The organism is Bradyrhizobium sp. USDA 4516, from assembly GCF_054055915.1.
This window is the reverse complement of the sequence record NZ_JBSRXT010000001.1, coordinates 8,421,433-8,441,875: the sequence shown is the minus strand read 5'-3', so window position 1 is coordinate 8,441,875 and position 20,443 is coordinate 8,421,433. Positions and strand designations below refer to the sequence as shown.

19 protein-coding genes are annotated in these 20,443 nt (G+C 65.9%); 10 read left to right on the top strand and 9 right to left on the bottom strand.

Annotation, left to right across the window (positions count from 1 at the left end; genetic code table 11):
• The first annotated feature begins 4 nt into the window (after positions 1-4).
• The 3 genes from ACVI1L_RS39160 (at position 5) to coaA (ending at position 3,900) form a co-directional block, all read left to right on the top strand.
• Positions 5-487 carry a (2Fe-2S)-binding protein gene (locus tag ACVI1L_RS39160; RefSeq protein ID WP_057017586.1) on the top strand — a complete coding sequence of 161 codons (483 nt, stop codon included), beginning with the start codon at positions 5-7 and terminating at the stop codon, positions 485-487.
• Positions 484-2,742 (top strand): xanthine dehydrogenase family protein molybdopterin-binding subunit, encoded by a 2,259-nt coding sequence (locus ACVI1L_RS39155; RefSeq protein WP_456785261.1) that lies wholly within the window; start codon positions 484-486, stop codon positions 2,740-2,742. Before ACVI1L_RS39160 ends, ACVI1L_RS39155 begins: the two co-directional genes overlap by 4 nt.
• Before the next feature lie 225 nt (positions 2,743-2,967).
• Complete coding sequence (coaA, locus tag ACVI1L_RS39150; protein ID WP_141341553.1) at positions 2,968-3,900, top strand: type I pantothenate kinase; 933 nt, start codon at positions 2,968-2,970, stop codon at positions 3,898-3,900.
• Between the two features lie 120 nt (positions 3,901-4,020).
• Here the strand turns inward: coaA and ACVI1L_RS39145 are convergent, their stop codons facing one another.
• A complete protein-coding gene (locus tag ACVI1L_RS39145) occupies positions 4,021-4,965 on the bottom strand; it encodes an ornithine cyclodeaminase family protein (protein WP_456785260.1) in 945 nt (314 codons plus the stop codon).
• Positions 4,966-5,118: 153 nt separating this feature from the next.
• Between ACVI1L_RS39145 and ACVI1L_RS39140 the strand changes: the two genes are divergently transcribed.
• On the top strand, positions 5,119-5,859 hold the full coding sequence (locus ACVI1L_RS39140) for a bestrophin-like domain (protein ID WP_456785259.1): 741 nt from the start codon (positions 5,119-5,121) through the stop codon (positions 5,857-5,859).
• Between the two features lie 258 nt (positions 5,860-6,117).
• Entirely contained in the window at positions 6,118-6,504 is a 387-nt protein-coding gene (locus ACVI1L_RS39135; protein WP_210262721.1) for a COG4315 family predicted lipoprotein, read from the top strand.
• A gap of 132 nt (positions 6,505-6,636) precedes the next feature.
• On the opposite strand, the gene ACVI1L_RS39130 is transcribed toward ACVI1L_RS39135, so the two are convergent.
• Positions 6,637-7,218: an HdeD family acid-resistance protein gene (locus ACVI1L_RS39130; protein ID WP_057017581.1), complete on the bottom strand. Its 582-nt coding sequence runs from the start codon at positions 7,216-7,218 to the stop codon at positions 6,637-6,639.
• Between the two features lie 245 nt (positions 7,219-7,463).
• Here ACVI1L_RS39130 and ACVI1L_RS39125 point away from each other — a divergent pair, with 245 nt between their 5' ends.
• Positions 7,464-7,685 carry a dodecin gene (locus ACVI1L_RS39125; RefSeq protein ID WP_026192947.1) on the top strand — a complete coding sequence of 74 codons (222 nt, stop codon included), beginning with the start codon at positions 7,464-7,466 and terminating at the stop codon, positions 7,683-7,685.
• Positions 7,686-8,028: 343 nt separating this feature from the next.
• Here the strand turns inward: ACVI1L_RS39125 and ACVI1L_RS39120 are convergent, their stop codons facing one another.
• From ACVI1L_RS39120 to ACVI1L_RS39105, 4 genes are all read right to left on the bottom strand, one after another.
• Positions 8,029-8,589: an N-acetyltransferase family protein gene (locus ACVI1L_RS39120; protein WP_456785258.1), complete on the bottom strand. Its 561-nt coding sequence runs from the start codon at positions 8,587-8,589 to the stop codon at positions 8,029-8,031.
• Between the two features lie 18 nt (positions 8,590-8,607).
• A complete protein-coding gene (locus tag ACVI1L_RS39115) occupies positions 8,608-10,965 on the bottom strand; it encodes an Orn/Lys/Arg family decarboxylase (RefSeq protein ID WP_456785257.1) in 2,358 nt (785 codons plus the stop codon).
• A gap of 106 nt (positions 10,966-11,071) precedes the next feature.
• A complete protein-coding gene (locus ACVI1L_RS39110; RefSeq protein WP_456785256.1) occupies positions 11,072-12,223 on the bottom strand; it encodes a DJ-1/PfpI family protein in 1,152 nt (383 codons plus the stop codon).
• Positions 12,224-12,423: 200 nt separating this feature from the next.
• Positions 12,424-13,020, bottom strand: coding sequence for a tetratricopeptide repeat protein (locus ACVI1L_RS39105; protein WP_456785255.1), 597 nt, complete (start codon positions 13,018-13,020; stop codon positions 12,424-12,426).
• A 258-nt stretch (positions 13,021-13,278) separates the two neighbouring features.
• On the opposite strand from ACVI1L_RS39105, the gene ACVI1L_RS39100 reads away from it, so the two are divergent.
• Positions 13,279-13,665, top strand: a complete 387-nt coding sequence (locus tag ACVI1L_RS39100; protein ID WP_057019674.1) for an ester cyclase — start codon at positions 13,279-13,281, stop codon at positions 13,663-13,665.
• Positions 13,666-13,693: 28 nt separating this feature from the next.
• On the opposite strand, the gene ACVI1L_RS39095 is transcribed toward ACVI1L_RS39100, so the two are convergent.
• Together ACVI1L_RS39095 and ACVI1L_RS39090 are read right to left on the bottom strand one after the other, a co-directional pair.
• Entirely contained in the window at positions 13,694-15,427 is a 1,734-nt protein-coding gene (locus tag ACVI1L_RS39095) for an adenylate/guanylate cyclase domain-containing protein (RefSeq protein WP_456785254.1), read from the bottom strand.
• Between the two features lie 129 nt (positions 15,428-15,556).
• On the bottom strand, positions 15,557-16,111 hold the full coding sequence (locus ACVI1L_RS39090) for a PAS domain-containing protein (RefSeq protein WP_456785253.1): 555 nt from the start codon (positions 16,109-16,111) through the stop codon (positions 15,557-15,559).
• A gap of 485 nt (positions 16,112-16,596) precedes the next feature.
• On the opposite strand from ACVI1L_RS39090, the gene ACVI1L_RS39085 reads away from it, so the two are divergent.
• Together ACVI1L_RS39085 and ACVI1L_RS39080 are read left to right on the top strand one after the other, a co-directional pair.
• Positions 16,597-17,394: a rhomboid family intramembrane serine protease gene (locus ACVI1L_RS39085; RefSeq protein ID WP_168856741.1), complete on the top strand. Its 798-nt coding sequence runs from the start codon at positions 16,597-16,599 to the stop codon at positions 17,392-17,394.
• Positions 17,395-17,585: 191 nt separating this feature from the next.
• Positions 17,586-18,014 (top strand): CBS domain-containing protein, encoded by a 429-nt coding sequence (locus ACVI1L_RS39080; RefSeq protein ID WP_057019670.1) that lies wholly within the window; start codon positions 17,586-17,588, stop codon positions 18,012-18,014.
• A 3-nt stretch (positions 18,015-18,017) separates the two neighbouring features.
• Here the strand turns inward: ACVI1L_RS39080 and ACVI1L_RS39075 are convergent, their stop codons facing one another.
• Positions 18,018-19,064 carry a patatin-like phospholipase family protein gene (locus ACVI1L_RS39075; protein ID WP_057019669.1) on the bottom strand — a complete coding sequence of 349 codons (1,047 nt, stop codon included), beginning with the start codon at positions 19,062-19,064 and terminating at the stop codon, positions 18,018-18,020.
• A gap of 278 nt (positions 19,065-19,342) precedes the next feature.
• On the opposite strand from ACVI1L_RS39075, the gene ACVI1L_RS39070 reads away from it, so the two are divergent.
• Positions 19,343-20,419: a hypothetical protein gene (locus tag ACVI1L_RS39070; RefSeq protein WP_028342693.1), complete on the top strand. Its 1,077-nt coding sequence runs from the start codon at positions 19,343-19,345 to the stop codon at positions 20,417-20,419.
• The last annotated feature ends 24 nt before the right edge of the window (positions 20,420-20,443 follow it).

Genomic DNA, 20,443 nt, shown 5'->3' with positions numbered 1-20,443 from the left:
CACCATGGCGAAACTGCACGTCACCACCTCAGTCAATGGCGAGCCGGTCGAATTCCTGTGCGAGCCGTACGAGACCATGCTCGACGCGCTGCGCGGGCAATTGGGGCTCACCGGCTCGAAGGAGGGCTGCGCGTCCGGCGATTGCGGCGCCTGCTCGATCACGCTCGACGGCCGCCTGGTCTGCTCCTGCCTGATGCTCGCGGCCGAGGCCGAGGGCCACGAGATCGGGACCATCGAGGGCATGGCCAGAGGCGAGAAGCTGCATCCGTTGCAGCAGAAGTTCCTCGAGCATGCCGCGCTTCAGTGCGGCATCTGCACCTCGGGCATGCTGGTCGCCTCCGAAGCGCTGCTCGCCAGGAATTCAAACCCGACCGAAGAGGAAGTCCGCTTCTGGCTCGCCGGCAATCTCTGCCGGTGCACCGGTTACGACAAGATCGTCCGCGCGGTGATGGAGACCGCGGCTGAAATGCGGGAGGCTCGCCCATGAACGTCGTCAACAACAAATGGATCGGCCAGCGCACCATCCGGCCCGATGGCGTCGACAAGGTGACCGGCCGCGCGGCGTTTGCCGCCGACACCACCATGCCCGGCATGATCTGGGGCAAGGTGCTGCGCAGCCCGCATCCGCACGCCCGCATCAGGTCGATCAACACCGCCAAGGCCGAGGCGCTGCCCGGCGTCAAGGCGGTGGTCACCTCGCGCGACATCGTCGACTTCACGATCGAGAAGGGTGCCGTCATGCTCGGCATCCAGGACATGCGCTGGATGTGCCGCAACGTGATGGCGCGCGACAAGGCGCTGTTCCCCGGCCATCCCGTCGCCGCCGTCGCCGCGACCACGGAGGCGATCGCGGCCGAAGCCTGCAAGCTGATCGAGGTCGACTACGAGGTGCTGCCCTGGGCGATCGAGATCGACGACGCGCTGAAGGCTGATGCGCCGATCCTGCACGAGTTCAACAAATTCGACGGCAAGCCCTCGAACATCATGGGCCGCCTCGAATCCAAGAAGGGCGACATCGCGCAGGGCTTCAAGGATGCTGAAGTCATCATCGAGCGTTCCTTCACCACACGCCCGGTGCATCAGGGCTATATCGAGCCGCATGCCTGCCTGATCTCGGTTGCGGCCGACGGCAAGACCACGATCTGGTCGTCGAGCCAGGGCCAATTCATGGTGCGCGCGATGACCTCGATGCTGACCGGCATCCCGCAGAGCGACATCCGCGCCATCCCCGCCGAGATCGGCGGCGGTTTTGGCGGCAAGACCATCGTCTATCTCGAGCCGCTCGCCACCCTGCTCGCCAAAAAATCCGGCCGCCCGGTGAAGATGGTGATGACCCGCGAGGAGGTGATGCGCGCCACCGGGCCGACCTCGGGCTCGAAGAGCACGGTGAAGATCGGCGCGAAGAAGGACGGCACCATCGTCGCCGCCCATGGCAGCTTCTATCTGCAGGCCGGCGCCTTCCCGGGCTCGCCGATCCGCGGTGCGGTCGGGTGCAGCTTCGCGCCCTATGACATCCCGCATGTGCTGTCGGAGGGGTTCGACGTCTGCTCCAACCGCTCCAAGGTCGCGGCCTATCGCGCGCCCGGCGCGCCGATCGGCGCTTATGCGGTGGAGTGCGTGCTCGACGAGCTTGCCGAGGCGCTCAAGATGGACCCCTTGGCGCTGCGGCTGAAGAACGCGGCGAAGGAAGGCACCAAGGCGGCGCACGGCCCGGTGTTCCCACGCATCGGCTATATCGAGACGCTGGAAGCCGCCAGGAACCATCCGCATTATGCCGCGCCGCTCGGCAAGCTGCAGGGCAGGGGCGTCGCCTCCGGCTTCTGGTTCAATGCCGGCGGTGAATCCTCCGCGCAGGTCAACATCACCGAGGACGGCAACGTCGTCGTCACGACAGGGCACCCCGATATCGGCGGCTCGCGCGCCGGCATCGCCAATATCTGCGCCGAGTTGCTCGGCATCGACTACAAGCGCGTCTCCGTCATCATCGGCGACACCCAGACGGTCGGATTCTCCAACCTCACCGGCGGCAGCCGCGTGCTGTTCGCCTCCTCGATGGTGGTGACGCAGGCGGCCGACAAGGTGATCGCGACCTTGCGCGAGCGTGCCGCGAAGCTCTGGGAGATCGACCCTGAAGCCGTGAAGTGGGAGAACGGCGCCGCGCATCCGGTGAGCCCGAATGCCGGCCAGTTCGAACCGCTGACGCTCGCCGACCTCGCCGAGAAGGCGCCGTCGCAGGGCGGTCCGATCGGCGCCAGCGTGCAGCTCAACACCCAAGGCGCCGAGGGCGGCTTCGGCACCCATATCTGCGACGTCGAGGTCGATGTCGATCTCGGCATCGTCCGCGTCATTCGCTACACCGCCGTGCAGGATGTCGGCCGCGCCGTGCATCCGAGCTATGTCGAGGGCCAGCTGCAGGGCGGCGTCGCGCAGGGCATCGGCTGGGCGCTGAACGAGGAATACATCTACAACAAGGACGGCAAGGTCGATAATCCCGGCTTCCTCGATTATCGCATGCCGGTCTGCTCCGACCTGCCGATGCTCGACTGCGCGCTGGTCGAGGTGCCGAACCCGAAGCATCCGCAGGGCGTCAAGGGCGTCGGCGAGGTGCCGCTGGTGCCTGTGATGGCCGCGGTCGCCAACGCCGTCCACAACGCGCTCGGCAAACGCTTCTACGGCCTGCCGATGTCGCCGCCGAAAGTGTCGGAGGCGCTGGACGCACCGACGCAGCAGGCCGCGGAGTAGGGAGCGAAGGGCGGGTTACGCCAACGCAAACCCGCCCTACGGTTCTACTACGGTCGCCGCGTAGCCCGGATGAGCGAAGCGATATCCGGGGGGAGACCGGCCCCGCATGTCGCTGCGCTCATGCGGGCTACTCGTTGCCATCGCCGCCGCAAAGGGCGATTGACGTAACCGGCATTGCCTCGGCAAGATCGATCGGACGCATCAGGCTCACCGTGAACGGCTGAGATGACCCACCCCGACGAGCTGTCCGCCTACATGATCTTCGGCCGCAGCGATTGGGCGGCCTTGCGCGCCAGCACGTCGCTGACGCTCTCGGACGCCGATCTCGCGGCGTTGCGCGGCTTGAACGAGCCGATCAATTCCGCCGAAGTCAGCGACGTGTATCTGCCGCTGACGCGCTTGTTGAACCTGCATTTCGCGGCGGCGCGCAACCTCGCGCACGTCAAGGCGGAGTTTCTCGGCCGCCCGGCACGCCGTTCGCCCTACATCGTTGCATTGGCCGGCAGCGTCGGCGTCGGCAAGAGCACCTTTGCCCGCGTGCTGTGCGCGCTGCTGGCCCGCTGGGCCGATCATCCGTGGGTCGAGCTGGTGACGACCGACGGCTTCCTGCATGCCAACGGCGTTCTCGAAGAGCGCGGGCTGATGCGGCGCAAGGGCTTTCCCGAGAGCTACGACCTGCCGCGCATGCTGCGATTTCTCGCGGCGGCGAAGGCGGGCGAACGCGAGCTCGAGCTGCCGGTCTATTCGCATCTGATCGGCGATATCGTGCCGTCGGAACGCCAGGTCATCCAGCAGCCGGACATCCTGGTCTTCGAGGGCCTCAACGTGCTGCTGGCGCGCGGCACGGCGCCGGTGGTGGTGTCGGATTTCTTCGACTTCTCGATCTATCTCGATGCCGATGAGGCCGACATCCAGTCCTGGTATGTCGAACGCTTCCTCAGGTTGCAGCCGACAGCGTTCCGGAATCCCGCCTCCTATTTCCACCACTACAGGGACCTGCCGCCGGGTGACGCGCGCGAGGTCGCGGAGCGGCTGTGGCGCGAGCATCATCGCGCCAATCTCAGGGAGAACATCTTGCCGACGCGGACGCGGGCCGACGTCGTGCTGCGCAAGCGCGCCGATCACTCGATCGGCGAGGTCTGGCTGCGCGAGACGTAGATGTAGCCCGGATGAGCGAAGCGATATCCGGGGGAGGCTGATCCCGCATGTTGCGGAGCCCGTCATCGGGCGCGCATTCGTGCGACCCGTTGGCTCATGCGGGCTACAGAACAGTTCCGCTTACCGCAGCTCCTTCCCCAGCTGCGCAAGCACCGTCTCGCAGGTCATCAGATCCAGATGCCCGCCGCCGGCGTTCTTGAAGAAGGTGATGTCGCTATCCGACAGCCGCCCGGCGACCTTGCCGCCGGCGAGGTCGTAGTGGTCGCCGAGCACGTCGCTCTCGGTGATCGCGCCGCTCGCGATCGGTTGCAGGATGTCGCCGACGCCGTCGAAGGCGGATTCGCGGCGGTCGACGAAGATGCGCGAACGCCGCGCCGCCTCGTCGTCGGACTCGCGGGTCTCCGGGGTGAAGCCGCCGACCAGATCGAGATGGGTGCCGGGCCTTAAATTGGCGCCCTTGACCAGCGGCTCGCGCGAGCGGGTGCAGGTGGTGATGATGTCGGCCTCGCGTGTCGCGGCGTCGAGATCGGAGACGGCCTCGGCCGCGATGCCGTCGCCTTCCAGCAGCGCGGCGAGCTCCTGGGCGCGTTCAACTGTCCGGTTCCAGACCCGCACCCGCTTCAGCCGCGGCCGCACGGTGCGGTGGCCGCGCACCAGCCAGCGCGCCATCTCGCCGGCGCCGACCACCAGCAGCGTCTCGGCATCCGGCCGCGCCAGGTGTTTTGCGCCGAGGGCGGAGTCCGCGGCGGTCTTCCAATGGGTGATCTCGGCGGCGTCCATCACCGCGAGCGGACGCCCGTCATTGCCGTCGAACAGCACGCAGACCGCCTGCACCGCCGGCAGCTTGCCGTGGGCGAGGTTGCCGGGAAAGCTGGTGTAGAGCTTGGTCATCATGAAGCGTCCGGCATCGACCGCGCTGCGCGTCACCAGCTGCTGGCCCTTGTCGTCGCCGAGATAACCGTCGTGCACCGCGATCTTCGGCCGCCGGTGCGCGGCCTCGATCGCCTCGATCAGGATCGGAAAGCTCAGGACGCGGTTGACCTCGCTGTCGTCGACGATATGCACGTGGTATCTCCTCTAGAGCGCCCCTCGCGCTCTCGCCGGGCGTCCCCCAAACTGTCCGGATAGCGCGTGGGGGCGGCTAGTCAACCGGACATGCACCATTGGGCGTCCCTTGCTATCCTGCGGACCTGATTCTCTCGCAGGTTTTCGCAAGCCGTGGTTGCATTCATCGTCGCCGTCCTGATCTTCACCCTGCTCGGCGGCGCCGCGCTTGCGACCATGGCGATCCATGCCCGGCTCGCCGATCATCACCGCAGCGACGAGACCAACACCTCGGTACGCCTGGTCGCGACGCTGTTCGTCACCATGCCGTCGCTGCTGCTCGGCCTGATGATGAATAGTGCCGCCAACACCTATGTGGCGGTCGACCGCAATTTGCATGTCTTCGCCACCGACCTCATCCTGCTCGATCGCGGCCTGCGGCCGCTCGGTCCGAGCGCCGACGAGCCGCGCAAGCGGCTGCTCGCCTATGTCGAGCAGGTGCTCAAGGATGTTCCGATCTCCAGGGCAAGCGCGGTGTCCGAGCGCCTGCTCGACGAGGTCGGCACCAGTCTCCGCGAACTGCGGTTCGACGACGAGCAGAAGGTGGCGCTGTGGAACGACGCGCGCTCGGTCTATCGGCAGGCAGTGCAGCAGCGCTGGACCTTTGTCGAGCAGTCCGACGGCTCGTTTCCGTCGCCGCTGATCTGCATCCTGGTCGGGTGGCTGACGCTGATGTTCGCCACCCTCGGCTTTCGCGCGCCGCGCAACGCGGTGGTGATTTCGACCACCGTCGCCGCCGCGGCGCTGATCTCGGCCGCGATCTACCTGATCCTTGAAATGAGTACGCCGTTCTCCGGCCCGATCCAGCTCTCCGACCGCCCGCTGGTGCGCGCGGCGGAGGAGATCAGGCGGTAGCACATTCGGTGTTGTAGCCCGGATGAGCCAACGGGTCGCGCGAACGCGCGCCCGATGACAGGCTCCGCGATATCCGGGCGGCTCCCGCATGTCGCTCCGCTCATGCGGGCTACGGGACGGTATCGGCACGCGCCTGCGGCTTTATTCCCCTCGCATTGATCGCCATCCCGAAAATTCTTCGCGCGCCGTCAGCGGAATAGTGCGCGCCCTTCGGCGTCCTTACGCATGCAAGCCATTTGCATTCGAACAGGAGACATCATGAAGACATCGATCTCGCTCGCGCTCGCCACCGCCGTGTCGCTTGCGTTCGCCTCGGCGGCCTTTGCCGCGCCGCCGACCAAGACCGGAACCACCGCGAAGGGCTCGGTCCTCACCGACGCCAAGGGCATGACGCTCTACACCTTCGACAAGGATTCCGAAGGCAAGTCGGCCTGCAACGGCCCGTGCGCGACGAATTGGCCGGTCTTGAAGGCTGACGCCAGCGACAAGGCTGAAGGCGGCTACACCATCATCTCGCGTGACGATGGCTCCAAGCAGTGGGCCTACAAGGGCAAGCCGCTCTATACCTTCGCCAAGGACCAGAAGGCCGGCGACATCACCGGCGACGGTTTCCTGAACGGCGCCTGGCATCTCGCGCAGCCCTGAGGGCTTGCAGGCGGATTGAGCGTAGGCGGGTTAGCGCCAGCGCAACCCGCCATCTCTCCGCACGCGAAACATGCGGCGGGTTAGTTTGAGGCTAACCCACCCGTCGATCGTGCCTGAGGCGACGATCGCGCCTCACGCCCTGCGCTTCAGCGCCATGCCCATGCTGATCCAGCTCACGCCGGCGCAGATCAGGTCGACGCTGAGGAAGATGCCGAGCACGTAGAGGCTCGAGACCGGCCAGCGCGCCAGGATCATGGCGCCGAGCACCAGCGTGATCAGGCCGGAGATCGCGACCATTCCCCACGGCGCTTCCGAGTTCATGCCGAACGCGAGGAAGATGCGGACGATGCCCGACACCACCAGCGCGATGCCGAGGAACAGCGTCAGCGTCGCCGCGGCGAGCAGCGGGTTCTCGAAGGTGATGAAGCCCGCCACGACATAGAGCGCGCCGAGCAGCAGCCAGAACAGGAATTTGCCCCAGGTCTTGAACTGGAACGCGTTGATGATCTCGGCGACGCCGGCGACGATCATCATGGCGCCGACGAACAGCACGCTGACGACGGTGGCGAAGAAGACGCTGCCGAAGGCGAGCACGCCGGCGATCAGGTAGATCACCCCGAGGGCGACGATCCAGCCCCACTTGGCGCGGAGGTTGGAAAGCCCGGATCCGAGGCTGTGAGGAGGTGTGGCGGGTGAGCTGGACGCAGTGGACATCGTATCGCTCCCGAATACTTGATGAAACCATGCTACCATAGGTCAAGGCCCGGACAAGGGCGGGTGCGCAGCTGGCACGAAATGCATGCTGGCACCAAAGGCGCCGCGACACGTTTATTCAATTCGTCCGGCGTGTTGCCGCGCAGCATTCGTCGGTTTTGACGATGGCCGGCCCGCATCGGACGATGGACTGTCCGAACCGCAGCGCAAGCGGTCCGGATCGCGCATCCACAGAGGAGGTCGACATGCCCGCCACGCACGACAAGGATCACGTCTACAAAATCCTGGAACTGGTCGGATCATCGGACAAGAGCATCGAGGCGGCAATCGAGAACGCCGTGAGCCGCGCGTCAAAGACGATCCGGGAAATGAAGTGGTTCGAGGTGGTGCAGACGCGGGGCCATATCGAGGACGGCAAGATCCGGCACTATCAGGTGGCGCTGCGGGTCGGCTTTACGCTGGAGTAGGGCGTTCAGGTCGCTTGCGCCTTGCAGCCTGCAGGATTACTCGGGACCCATGGGTGCGATCGGCATCCGGCTTTCCCTGCGCCCTCTGTCATCAGAGCGGCGAAACGAAATGCAAAACTCGCGCTGCAGAGGCCGCGAGAATGCCGGTGTATGACTCACCGGCCGCGCAACACATTCGCTGTCGTCCCGGCCTAGTGCGCAATAGCGCACGGGGGGCCGGGACCCATAACCACCGAAGGTGATTATTGCGCGACGCTGGGGCCACAGCCTTCCTTGCCAATCCAATCCTGTGGTTATGGGTCCCGGCCTTCGCCGGGACGACGAATGGAAAGTGTCGTGCCCATCACCGTCGCGACAGCGGCGCGGGGGGCGGCGGGGCGGTGGCGCCGGCGGCGAGCGAGCGCTGCACCATCATGGTGTCGGACCAGCGGCCATAGCGATAGGCGACACCGGGCAAATGCCCGACGCGGGCGAAGCCGAAGCGGTCGTGCAGCGCGAGCGAGGCGGCGTTGTCGCTGTCGATGTAGCCGATCATCTGGCGGAAGCCGGCGGCGGCGCAGGTGTCGATTAACTCCTGCAGCAGCCGGCCGCCAACGCGCTGGCCGGTGAAGCGGTGATGCACATAGATCGAATGCTTCACCGTGTAGCGGTAGGACGGACGCTTGCGAAACAGCACGACATAGGCATAGCCGACCACCTCGCTGTCGCAGATCGCGACGAGGTGGGGCAGGCGGGTGTTGCGCAGATTCTTGCGGCGGTCGCGCAGATCGTCGGGCTCCGGCGTGCCGCTGTCGTCGACGCTTTCCTCGACGCCGCGGCGGATATGGTGGCGGTAGATCGACAGCATGGCGTCGACGTCGCTGTCGCGGGAAGGACGGACGGTGATCTTGTGATCATTCTCCATTGTGTTGCGTCCGTTCGCCTATTCGGACACGACATAGGTGTAGAAGCGGACACGGCCGGAGTCGTCGATCTCCTTGTAGATGCCCTGGACCTCGACCTCGAAGCCCGGGAACGCATTGAAGCTCGCCTCGAACATCTTCAGGTAATCGATCATTGGCCTGCTGCGTTCCGACAGCCGCTCGCCGGGCACGATGGTGGCGATGCCGGGCGGGTAGACCACGAACGGCGTCGCGGCGACGCGGCCGAAGATCTGGTCGATCGGCAGATAGTCGACATCGTTGCGGATGAGATATTGTGCGGCCTGGCGCGGCGACATCGCGATCTCGGGCAGGTGCTCGGGCAGGAATTGCCTGGCCTGCAGCGTGCTGACGCCGCCGTCGCGGAAGAAGCGGTGCATGTCGCCGCAGAGGTCGCGCAGCCGCACCCCGGTGTAGCGTTGCGGGCGGCGGCGGAAGAATTCGGGGATGACGTCCTCGAGCAGCGCGTTGTCGTCGTGCAGCTTCTTGAAGGCGACGAGCCCGGAGACCAGCGTGCCGGCCTTGCTGGCCTCGACGCCGGGCGTCAGCAGGAACAGCAGGGAATTGAGGTCGTTCTTTTCGGCGACGATGCGGTTCTCCCGCAAATATTGCGCCACCACCGGTGCGGGGATGCCGTGATCGGCATAGGCGCCGGTGGCGTGATCGAAGCCCGGCGTCAGCAATGTGAGCTTGTTCGGGTCGGTCATCGCGAAGCCCGCGGTCAGCTCGGGAAAGCCGTGCCAGGTCTCGCCGGGACTGAGCTGCCAGTAGGACGGATTGGTCGCGAGCTGATCGGTCGAGATCGTCTCCCAGGCGACATTGTGCACGCCGTTCTCGCGCGCGACGTCGGGGATCTTCACGCGATCCGGCACGAACGGCTCGAAGAACCAGCGCCGCTCGGGGCGCGTCTCCTTCTCCTCGAACTCGCGCTTCACGGCGCGGATCTTCTTGCGCAGCTCGATGCCGAGCCGGATCGTGTCGTCCCACAAAACTTCGCCGGAGCGGCCCTTCATCATCTGCGCGCCGACATCGAGCGAGGCGAACAGCGGGTAGAACGGCGACGTCGAGGCGTGCTGCATGAAGCTTTCGTTGAAGCGGCGATGCTCGACCCGGCGCTTCTGGCCCTTGATGTGGCGGTCGCGGATGTGGATCTGCGAGGCCTGCGAGAAGCTCGCGAGCTGCTTGTGGGTCGATTGGGTCGCAATGATGCCGGGCGCCTCGGGGCCGAGATCGGACAGTCCCATGGCGAAGCGGCCGGCATAGATCGGGTGGAATTTCATGAAGCCGGCCCAGGCCTCGTCGAACAGGATGTAGTCGCAGAGATGGCCGATCCGCTTGAGGATCATCTCGGCCGAGTGGATGGTGCCGTCATAGGTGCACTGCTCGACCACGGCGACCCGGAACGGACGCTCCTTCTTCCAGGCGTTCTCGTCCTTGACCAGCGGGTGCTTGCGGATGTGGTCGCGCAGCGTGCCCTCGTCGAGCAGGTCCCAGCGCATCGGCCCGATCAGGCCCCAGGCGTTGCGCACCGTCGGCACGTAGACCGGGATGCCGCCGCCGATCAGCAGCGCGCCGTGATGCGCGGCCTTGTGGTTGTTGCGGTCGAACAGCACGAGGTCGCCGTCGGTGACCAGCGAGCCGAGCGAGACCTTGTTGGAGGTCGAGGTGCCGTTGAGCACGAAGTAGGTCTTCTCGGCGCCGAAGATCCGGGCCGCCTCCTTCTGCGCCCGCAGCGCCGGCCCTTCGTGGGTGAGGAGGTCGCCGAGGTCGAGCACGGAATTGTCGAGGTCGTCGCGGAACACCGCTTCGCCAAGGTGTTCGACGAACACCCGTCCGATTGGGCTGCGGCTGTAGAACACGCCGCCATTGTGGCCCGGGCAGGTCCAGAGCTGGTTGCCTTCCTCGGCATAGTCGACCAGCGCGCCGAAGAACGGCGTCTTCAAATTCTCGGCATATTGCTTCAGCCTGGAGATCAGGTTCTTGGCGATGAAGGGCGGGGTTTCCTCGGACAGGAACACGTAGCCGTCGATGAAGTCGAGCACCTCGACCGGTAGGTCCTCGAACCGCTTGCGCCGGATCAACAGGATGATCGGGAAGTCGAGGCCGCGCCGGCGCATCAGGTTGATCAGCGCCGCAGTCTTGCCCTCAAGGCCCTTCTTGCCCCAATCGACCACCATGCAGCCGATCGCGGCATCGGTCTGCACCGCGATCTCGGCATCTTCCAGCTTGCGGGCGCGAACCACCTCGAAGCCGGAGCGCTCGATCTCGGCGATGATCTGGTTGAAGCGGATGCCCTCGAGGTCGTCGGCCTCGAACACCGGCGCAGCGAACAGGAAGTTGAAGCGTTTGAAATAATCCATGCGTGTCCCCGAACTGGTCCGGCGCTGACGTGTCGGCACAATTCATGACAGGCAGATGACAATGGGGCGGATGGAGGATCGAATACGTTGTTGGGGACGCAATCCCTCACTGCACGGCGTCAGCCCGTGGGTATTCGAGCTGCATGGCGACGAAGTCCGCCGTATCACGGCCATAGCGTGTCTCGATCCCGGCAAGCGCCCGGTCGAGCGCCTGCGCGGGCGGCGCGGTGCCGACCGCGGGCAGCAGACGATCTGCGGACCAATCCGGCGCTACGACCTGCGGATAGACGCGCAGGCCGTTGCGGGTCGTGACGACGTCGTCGGTCGCGGCGAAGGTCACGGCATGCGAGCGGTAGGTGCGCGACCAGCTGTCGGCGACCAGCGCCAGCGAGACCTCGTCGACGCCGGGGGCAAGCGCGAGGCCGAGTTGTTCCCGGTTCCAGAACGCCAGCGTGTTCCGGATGGCGGTCAGCGCGAAGGGACGCGTGAACTTGAAGGCGTTGCTGTCATGCCGCGCGTCCCAGCCGGGCAGGCCGATCTCGCGCGCGACGGCCTCAGCCCTGGTACGGCCGGCGATCGCCTCGATCAGGGTCAGCGACATCGGCATCGAGGCCGAAATCCCGGTCGTCGTCGCGACGCCGTGGTCGACCACGATGCGGCGGTCGGCGACATAGCGGATCTCAGGATGTTTGCTGCGCCAGTTCTTCAGGTAAAACCAGTGCGTGGTGGCGCGCCTGCCGTCGAGCAGGCCGGTCGAGGCGAGCACCTTGGCGCCGGCGCAGACGGCGACGATCACGGCGCCTTTCTCCGCCTGCTGCCGGACCCATTGCATGACCGCCGGATCGTCGTCGCGGCTCATCGCCGGCACGATAACGTAGTCGGCGCCGTCGCCATGTGCGGCATCGAATGCGGCGATGGTCGCATCAGGCTCGACCTTCAGCACCGGGAACAGCGCGACCGGACCGGGTCCCGTCGCCAGCGTGACGATATCGGCCACATCCGCGCGCTTGAGGATGCCGTAGGGCATCAGATAGTCGGTGGTCTCGGTCATGTCGTTGATGCCGAGCATCGCGATCAGCGGGCGCGACCGCTTCGGCGGCTTCAGCGCCGCGAGCGTTGCATCCTGCTCGGCCTTGTCGATCGGAGGCGGAACGCGGAACGCCGATGCGGCGGGCAGGGTGAAGAGCCAGATGCCGCCAATGATTGGAACCAGCGCGGCAACGGCGATGCCGCTCCACGCGAGAAGCCGCCAGGTCATGATGATCGATCTCAACGTATCCGCGTGCGTCGCCCGGCACGCAAGCTACTCGCCGGTCACGTCGACCAAAACGGCGAAATTCCCGCAAAAACGGACACGCGAACAAAGCGGCTCACAGGCATAGCCCGGACGAGCGACAGCGACATCCGGGGCGGTCCTCCCCCGCATGTCGCTCCGCTCATGCGGGCTACGCGACGCGCTCAGTAGACGAGGTTCGTGCCCGGCGGCTTTTCCAGTGCCGCCGCCAGCGTCCGATACTCCTCGCAGTCAGTGCCACAGATCTCGGCGATCCGCTGCAGATGATACTGCGCCTGGTCGCGGTTTCCCTGTTCGATCTGCCACAGGCCGTAGTAGTTCCACGTCAGGACGTGGTTCGGATCGGCCTTGAGCGCACGTTCGTACCAGGCTTGCGATTGCTTGTAGTCGCCGAGCTTGCGATAGGAGTAGCCGATCAGGTTCGCGACGTTCGGCTGATCATCGCGGCCGAGTGCGTGCAACTGATCGATCGCGGCGGCGTAGTCCTTGCGTTCGTAGATTGTCGCATAGGCCGCGCGATAGCCGTCGCGGAATGCCGGGTCTTCGAAGCCGGACTGCTTGAAGGGCTTCTTGACCTTGTGCGTGGTCTTTCTGTCCTTCTGCTGGGGATAGGACGGCGCGGGAGTGCCGTAGCTCGACCCGTATGGGTCGCCACCACCGCCGCCGCCGCCACCTCCGCCAGCCGCGATGGCGGTCTGCGGTGGGAACAGAATGATCGGCGCTGTCAGGAATGCCGCAAGCATCATCGGTGACTTGATCATGTACGCCTCCCGATTTGACAAGGACAGTTATTGACCTGAAGCACTAACTCCCGATCGCGGGAGACATTCCGCGCGGTTTGAGAAATTGTTTGCCGAAGCGGCAATCGCACTGTCTCTTCGGGACGTCGCGCTTTCACGTGCACGCTGGCTGAGTGTTTCGTTCGCGCCATCGGACATCGGAGTCGAAACTGACATCGGTGTTAGAATCACACGCAAATGCTCAATGGCCATCTGGACCCGCGGCAAGGAGGACGATCGATGATGAAAACGGACCTCGCCGAGATCTACCGGAACTACATTGCCTGTTTGAATCGCCAGGACTGGCCGCAACTCGGTCAGTTCGTTGACGAGGATGTGTGCCACAACGGCCGTCGGTTCGGGTTATCCGGCTATCGCGCGATGCTGGAAGGGGATTTTCGCGACATCCCGGACCTTCGCTTCAACATCGTTCTGCTGGTGTCGGATGCGTCCCATGTCGCGAGCCGGCTGGCGTTCGACTGCTCGCCGAAGGGCGCGTTCCTCGGTCTCGGCGTCAACGGCAAGCGCGTCTCGTTTGCCGAAAACGTGTTCTATGAATTTCGTGACGGGAAGATCGTGCAGGTCTGGTCGGTGATCGACAAGGTTGCGATCGAGGCCCAGCTGTAGCGGCGGAGCCTGGATGCGGGTGACGCGGTTACTTCCGCTCCAGATGCCAGGCGCCGTCCCAATCGGCCGCCGGCGGATCTTGCCTGAACGCTGCGACGCGCGCCTTCATGGCGATCGACGGGCCGTCGCCGGGCGCCGCCGCCAGCGCCGCGGTGAAGGCTTGCTCGGCGTTATCCCAGCGGCGCTCGCGATAGGCGGCGAGACCGTCCGCGTAACGCTGCCGCAACTCAGTCTGCGCCGGCGTCAGTTCGTCCTTCTTGCCGAGGATCTCGAACACGGCGACCGGCTGGGTCTGCCCCATCACGACGAGGCGGTCGATCTCGCGGAGCTCGATGGTTGCGGCGCAGGCCGCGGCGGTGGCCTCCGAGATCAGGCTGCGGCTGCCGTAGAACTTGTTGGCGCCTTCCAGCCGCGAGGCGAGGTTCACGGTGTCGCCGAGCACGGTGTAGCTCATCATGAACTCGGAGCCGATGCTGCCGACCAGGGCCTCGCCGGTGGCGATCCCGATCCGGATGTCGCAATCGGCCGGGATCACGCGCACGCCGAGCAGTTCGGGCAGATCCTTGCGCAGCTGGTTGACCTGGCCGATCATGTCGATGGCGGCAAGCGCGGCCAGATGTGTCTGCTCGGCCTCCTCGACGAAGGGCGCGCCCCAATAGGCCATGATGGCGTCGCCGATATATTTGTCGATGATGCCGCGATGCGCATGGACCGGCGCCGACATCGTCGACAGGTAGAGGTTCATGATCTTGACGAGGCCGCTCGGCGTCACGCCCTCGCTCAGGCTGGTGAAGCCCTTCATGTCGCAGAACATCACCGTCATGACGCGGCGCTGTCCTTCGGTCGCGGCGATCGCCGGCTGTTCGAGCAGGCCCTCGGCGATCCGCGGATTGATGTAGCGGCCAAAGGTCTCGCGGATGCGCTGGTTGTGGCGCAGCGTCTCGATCATGCGGTTGAAGGCGGCCGACAGCTGGCCGATCTCGTCCTGGGTCGTGATGGTGATGGCGCCGTCGAGGCGGCCGGCCTCGACCTCGCGGGTGCTTTCGAGCAGGCGCATCACCGGACGCGTGATGCCGCTGCCGACCAGCATCGCGAACACGAAGCCGAGGATCGCGGCAATGGCGGTCACGACGCCGGAGATGATGATCGCCCGCTGCTGGGCACTCATCACCTTTGCGGCGGCCGAAGCGACCTGCGCCAGCATGTCGGCACGGATGCCCTCGATCCTGGTGTTGAAGTCGTCGCGCAGGGCGTCGGCGCGCAGCGTGGTCGCTTTCGCCGCCGCAAAGTCCTTGGCGTCGATTTGCTCGAGCAGCGTCTTGTTCTCTGCGTTCAGGCGCATCAACAGGTCGTTGACGGCATTGTCGATGCGGTCATCGAGGCGTCCGAGCGCGGCGTTGTCGGATGGCGTCGAGGGATCGGCGATGATCGCATCGATCAGCACGCGCGCGGCGTCGGCCTCGCGCTTGATCAGCGGCTCGATCTCGTCGAAGGCCTTGCGCGCGCTTTCGTAGCCGGAGTCTTCGGCCGGCGCCTGCATCTTCGCCATCATCATCCGGCGCATGGCGAGCGACCGCTCCAGCGCGCGGATGTTGACGCGGGCGAGGTGGCCATAGGCGGGGATGTAGCGGTTGGTGAGCTCGTCGAGGAGATGGCCGACCTGGCCCGCCATCACCATCGACAGCAGCGAGGTGACCACCGCGAGGATGATGAGTCCCGCGGCAATGCCGACGATCTTCTGCCTGATCGAATTCCGAAACATGCCCAGCCCGGCCGCAGCTGCAATGAGCGGGTCCACCCCGCCGTGACGGCCAGACAGCTAATAGAGTTCCGCGGGGCGGGGTGCAAGCGACCGGCGCCTGCCATCCCGTCCCAAGGCGGGTGCCGGCGGCTAGCGCAGGCCTTCGTAGACCATCAGGCCGCGCGCGATGGCGAGCTTGCGCAGGGTCCGCGGCACGAACCGCTCCTGGGGATGCAGGTAACGCCACGAGGTCAGCACCAGGTCGTGCAGCCGGCCGGCGTCGTCCTCGAACGGGGCGAGCAGGCCGGTGAGGCTCGCCGGCATATGGACACGGCTCGTGAAGGGCAGCAGCAGCAGCTCGAGGTGCGCCTTGGCGCCGCTCTCGGTCGTGGCGGTGATGCCGGCGATGGCCGGCAGGGTCTCTTCGACGACGCAGGTGATGATGTCTTCGATCTCGCCGCGGCTCGCACCGGTGAACAGGGCGGAAAAGCTCCGGTTCTTGAGGTCGCAACCGAGCAGGGCGGAGGTGCGGGTGCCGGCGACGCGGAACGGAAATCGAGTCTCGCCGTCATAGGACAACACGAAGATGTCGGACAGCAGTTCGCGTACCGCGGACGGCTCGAACTCACTCCGGTCAGGTGCACGTGCGGTGCCGCGCTTCGCATTCCAATATGCGAAGAACTCGCGGCTCGAGCTGTGTTTCATCTAAACCTTGCCCGGCACCTGTCTCGGCGGGACACATCTGTCCCGGTTTTGCTCAGGCGCCTTCCCTTCTCTGTTGTGCAGGGAAGGCTGTGCAGCGTCCATGCCGTGGCCGCGCTTTGGGCGGCTTATCGGCAGCTTTGTGTTGTTAACGTAAATTTAACTATGTCCTTGGCCCCCGCGGAACCAGTGGGTAGGGTCCGCGCGTTCCCGTTCGCGCCGGCTGCCCCAAGCGCCGGCGCCTTTGGTACACAGGTGGCGTCAAACAGTTTGGTCACCGTGCGGGGAGGGTGGGGACGTTCTCCCGATCCCTCCGGGGCACGAGAAGACCAGCCGATCAGGGAGGGCGTTCTCAGCGCCCTCCCTTTTCTTTTGTCCCGATTCCGCACTGCGCGACACCCGGTGTCCGATTTTGGGATTGTGCACTTGCACAGGGGTGCGAAAGCCGCCTATCTCTGATCCACCGCCGCATCGAGGTCGCCGACCCCTTGGACTCCCATCCCGAATCCCCGCTCGCGCCGCCGCCGGAGGCGCCGCGCGAGCCGATCCTGACCTTGCCGCCGGCGCTCACCGCCTACATCCTGCTGATCGCGGCGATCCATCTGCGGGTGCTGCTGCCGCCGGAGCTGGAGAACTGGACCATCGACGTCTTCGGCTTCATCCCGAAGCGCTACGATTCGACGCTGCTCGACATCACCTTTCCGGGCGGCGAAGGCGCCAAGGTCTGGACCTTCGTCACCTATTCGCTGCTGCACGCCAACCTCACCCATATCGGCTTCAACGTGCTGTGGCTGCTGCCGTTCGGCAGCGCGCTGGCGCGGCGCTTCGGCGCGCTGCGTTTCTTCGTCTTCATGGCGGTGACGGCCGCCGCCGGCGCGCTTGCGCATCTGTTGACCCATGAGCACGCGATCGCGCCGATGATCGGAGCTTCGGCTTCGGTGTCGGGCACGATGGCGGCGGCGATCCGCTTTGCCTTTGTGAAGGGCAGCTTCCTGTCGTTCAGCCGTGGCGATGCCGAGGCGGCGGCCAAGGTGCCTGCGCTGTCGCTGTGGCGGGCGCTGCGCAACGGACGGGTGCTCGCCTTCCTGGCGATATGGTTCGGCGTCAACATCCTGTTCGGCGCCACCTCGCTGTCGCTCGGCGGCGAGGGCGCGAGCGTCGCCTGGCAGGCGCATATCGGCGGCTTCCTTGCCGGACTGCTGCTGTTCTCGTTGTTCGATCCGGTGCCGCGCACGCGGGACGATGCTGCAGATGCGTCGTCGGTGGATCAGTCGGGGCGCGTCTGATCGCCGCTTGCGGCCTGGATCGAATTCCTCCATCATCTTTGTGACGCAGAAACAAAGCGGGCCGACAAATCGAGCCCTGCTACTCGCCGCGCCCCGGAACCGAAACCGGCGCGGAACTGTTAATTGAAGACTCTGGCGAACAGGCTCGGCTCCGCTCAAGCGGGGCACGAGCGGATTCAGGGAGGCCGACAATGACGGTACGTTCCATTCTCGATGCAAAAGGCCATCAGGTCATGAGCGTCGCGCCCGGCGCGAAGCTCTCGGCCGCGGTCAAGCTGCTCGGCGAGCGTAGGATCGGCGCGGTGCTGGTGATGGAGCAGAGCCGCATGGAGGGCATCCTGTCGGAGCGCGACATCGTGCGCGTGCTCTCTGAGCGCGGCGCGGGCGCGCTGGACGAACCGGTCAGCGCGGTCATGACCAAGAAGGTCGTGAGCTGCCGCGAGTCCGATACGGTCAGCGGCATCATGGAGATGATGACCACGGGGAAATTCCGCCATCTTCCTGTCGTCGAGGACGGCAAGGTGGTCGGGCTGATCTCGATCGGCGACATCGTCAAGCGGCGCGTCGAGGAATATGAGCGCGAGCAGGAGGCGCTGCGCGACTACATCAAGACCGCCTGAGCGCTACTTCCCGGTGCTGCCCGCGCCGCTAGACGGCGGCGCCAGGATGTCGATCGCTTCCTCGATTGCGCTGATGGAGCGTTCGGCGGCGCGTATCCCGTGCGCGATCAGGTCGTCGGCGCGGTGGAAGTCGAACCAGCCGATCTGACCGACCCGCGGCGAGATCAGCATATCAGGCGGATCGCCGGCAAGGCGTGCGCGGGTGATGCGGTCCTGCATGATGTTGAAGGCGTCGACCATGACGCTCGAGATGCCGGGCCGGCTGGCGCTGCCGAAAAACTCCCGCTTCACGGTACGTTCGGCGGAGAAGAAGCGGCCAAACCGGCGCTTCGGCGGCTCCGGCTCGAGTTCGGCCTCGGCGGTCACCGCAACCGTCACCTCCGGCGCGGCGGACGGGCCGTGATTGTAGATCGTGGTCGAGTGCGCGAACACGTCGCTGGAGAGGTTCGCCGCAATGACGATCTCGGCGCCGAGCGCGCGCGCGGCCGAGACCGGCACCGGATTGACCAGCGCGCCGTCGACCAGCCAGCGGTCGCCGATCAGGACCGGCGCGAAGATGCCGGGCAGGGCGTAGGAGGCGCGCATGGCGTCGACCACGCGACCCTGGGTCAGCCAGATCTCGTGCCCGGTGCGCACTTCGGTGGCGACGCTGGCGAACTTGACCGTGAGGTCCTCGATCATGACCTGGCCCAACGCAGCCTCGATCTCGGCGGCCAGCTTGGCGCCGCGGATCAGGCCGGAGCCGTTGAGGCGGATGTCGAGGTAGCCGAGCACGCTGCGCGGCTGCAGGCCGCGCGCCCATTGCTCCAGCGTCTCGATATGGCCGGCCGCATAGGCGCCACCGACCACGGAGCCGATCGAGGTGCCGACCACCACATTGGGGACGATGCCGTGGGCCAGCAGGGTCTTGATGATGCCGATATGGGCAAAGCCGCGCGCGGCGCCGCCGCCGAGCGCAAGCCCGATGACCGGCCGGCGAACCGTTCCCAAGCCTACCTTGTCGGGGCCGTCGGAGCTCTTGTGGCCTCGGCCCATCCAGCTATCCAACACGACAAATCTCCTGCCAGCGCGAGACTAGGCTGCGCAGCATGGCTGCGCCAGCGTCGTCCGTCTTCATGGTTAGTCCCACAGGCACGATTCATGCCCCGGGTAGTCCGCGGTAGGCAGGGAATGTGACTGGACCGCGACGATAGGGCTAACATCGGCTTGATCGCGCGGTTCCAAATGGCGGACACCGCCCACCCGGACTGTGACAAAGCCTTGGACGCCCCCTGGATCCCCTTGGACGAAGGCTTGAATTTGCCGCGTTTTCGTTGAAAAGCATGATGATGACTTCGAGGGGCAACGGCATCGGCGGATGCGGACGGGGCATGCGGCTCCTTCCGCTGTTGACGCTTGCGGCATTTTTGCTCGCCCTGATCCCCGGTTCCGTATCTGCACAGTTCTTCAGCGACCGGCCGCCGCCGATTCCGCCCGCCTCGGTCCCGGAGGTGCCGTCCGGTCCGGCGCTCAACCTGGCGCCGCCATCGGGCGGCGGTTCAGGGCCCGTTCTGCCTGGTCCGCTGAACCAGCCGACCATCGTCCAGCCCTCGATTGCGACCGTGCCGCCGGTGGTAGCAGCGCCGCCGGCCGGGTCGCCGGCCGCGGGGCAGGCGGTGCTGTCGCTGACGGCGCGGTACGGCAAGGACCTGCCGGTCATCAATGCCGGGCTGGTGTGGCGGGTGTTCGCCGACAAGCCTGACGACAACGGTACCTACAAGCTGGTCCGCGAAGAGCGCGGGGCGACGCCCAACGTGGTGCTGCCGCCCGGCAACTATGTCGTCCATGTCGCGCTCGGCCTCGTCAGCGCAGTGCGCGCCGTCAGCCTGAAGTCGGAGACCGACCGCGAGTCCTTCGTGCTGCCGGCCGGGGGCCTGCGGATCGAGGGTCGGGTCGGCAGCAGCAAGATCCCCGCCAACCAGATCTCGTTTGCGATCTACAAGGGCAGCCAGTTCGACGGTTCGGACCGTGGACCGATGGTGCCGAACGTTGCCGCCGGCGACGTCGCGCTGCTGCCCGAGGGCACCTACTACATCGTCTCCAACTATGGCGACGCCAACTCGGTGGTGCGCTCCGACATTCGCGTCGGGGCGGGCAAGCTGACCGACGTCACCGTCACCCATCGCGCCGCCGTCATCACCCTCAAGCTGGTCAGCGAGCGGGGCGGCGAGGCGCTTGCCAACACCGCCTGGTCGGTGATCACGCCGGGCGGCGACGTGATCAAGGAATCGATCGGCGCGTTCCCGCGCGTCGTGCTCTCCGAGGGCGAGTATCGCGCGATCGCCAAGAACGAAGGCAAGGTGTTCGAGCGCCCCTTCAATGTCGTCAACGGTGTCGATGGCGAAGTCGAGGTCGTGGCGCGCTGACGTCCGGCCGGTCCTGCATTTCAT

What these genes read in the sequence shown, in the direction of transcription:
- ACVI1L_RS39160 (WP_057017586.1), top strand. Translation starts at nt 5, where the DNA reads ATGGCGAAACTGCACGTCACCACCTCAGTCAATGGCGAGCCGGTCGAA.
- ACVI1L_RS39155 (WP_456785261.1), top strand. Translation starts at nt 484, where the DNA reads ATGAACGTCGTCAACAACAAATGGATCGGCCAGCGCACCATCCGGCCC.
- coaA (WP_141341553.1), top strand. Translation starts at nt 2,968, where the DNA reads ATGACCCACCCCGACGAGCTGTCCGCCTACATGATCTTCGGCCGCAGC.
- ACVI1L_RS39135 (WP_210262721.1), top strand. Translation starts at nt 6,118, where the DNA reads ATGAAGACATCGATCTCGCTCGCGCTCGCCACCGCCGTGTCGCTTGCG.
- ACVI1L_RS39130 (WP_057017581.1), bottom strand. Translation starts at nt 7,218, where the DNA reads ATGTCCACTGCGTCCAGCTCACCCGCCACACCTCCTCACAGCCTCGGA.
- ACVI1L_RS39125 (WP_026192947.1), top strand. Translation starts at nt 7,464, where the DNA reads ATGCCCGCCACGCACGACAAGGATCACGTCTACAAAATCCTGGAACTG.
- ACVI1L_RS39120 (WP_456785258.1), bottom strand. Translation starts at nt 8,589, where the DNA reads ATGGAGAATGATCACAAGATCACCGTCCGTCCTTCCCGCGACAGCGAC.
- ACVI1L_RS39115 (WP_456785257.1), bottom strand. Translation starts at nt 10,965, where the DNA reads ATGGATTATTTCAAACGCTTCAACTTCCTGTTCGCTGCGCCGGTGTTC.
- ACVI1L_RS39110 (WP_456785256.1), bottom strand. Translation starts at nt 12,223, where the DNA reads ATGACCTGGCGGCTTCTCGCGTGGAGCGGCATCGCCGTTGCCGCGCTG.
- ACVI1L_RS39105 (WP_456785255.1), bottom strand. Translation starts at nt 13,020, where the DNA reads ATGATCAAGTCACCGATGATGCTTGCGGCATTCCTGACAGCGCCGATC.
- ACVI1L_RS39100 (WP_057019674.1), top strand. Translation starts at nt 13,279, where the DNA reads ATGATGAAAACGGACCTCGCCGAGATCTACCGGAACTACATTGCCTGT.
- ACVI1L_RS39095 (WP_456785254.1), bottom strand. Translation starts at nt 15,427, where the DNA reads ATGTTTCGGAATTCGATCAGGCAGAAGATCGTCGGCATTGCCGCGGGA.
- ACVI1L_RS39090 (WP_456785253.1), bottom strand. Translation starts at nt 16,111, where the DNA reads ATGAAACACAGCTCGAGCCGCGAGTTCTTCGCATATTGGAATGCGAAG.
- ACVI1L_RS39080 (WP_057019670.1), top strand. Translation starts at nt 17,586, where the DNA reads ATGACGGTACGTTCCATTCTCGATGCAAAAGGCCATCAGGTCATGAGC.
- ACVI1L_RS39070 (WP_028342693.1), top strand. Translation starts at nt 19,343, where the DNA reads ATGACTTCGAGGGGCAACGGCATCGGCGGATGCGGACGGGGCATGCGG.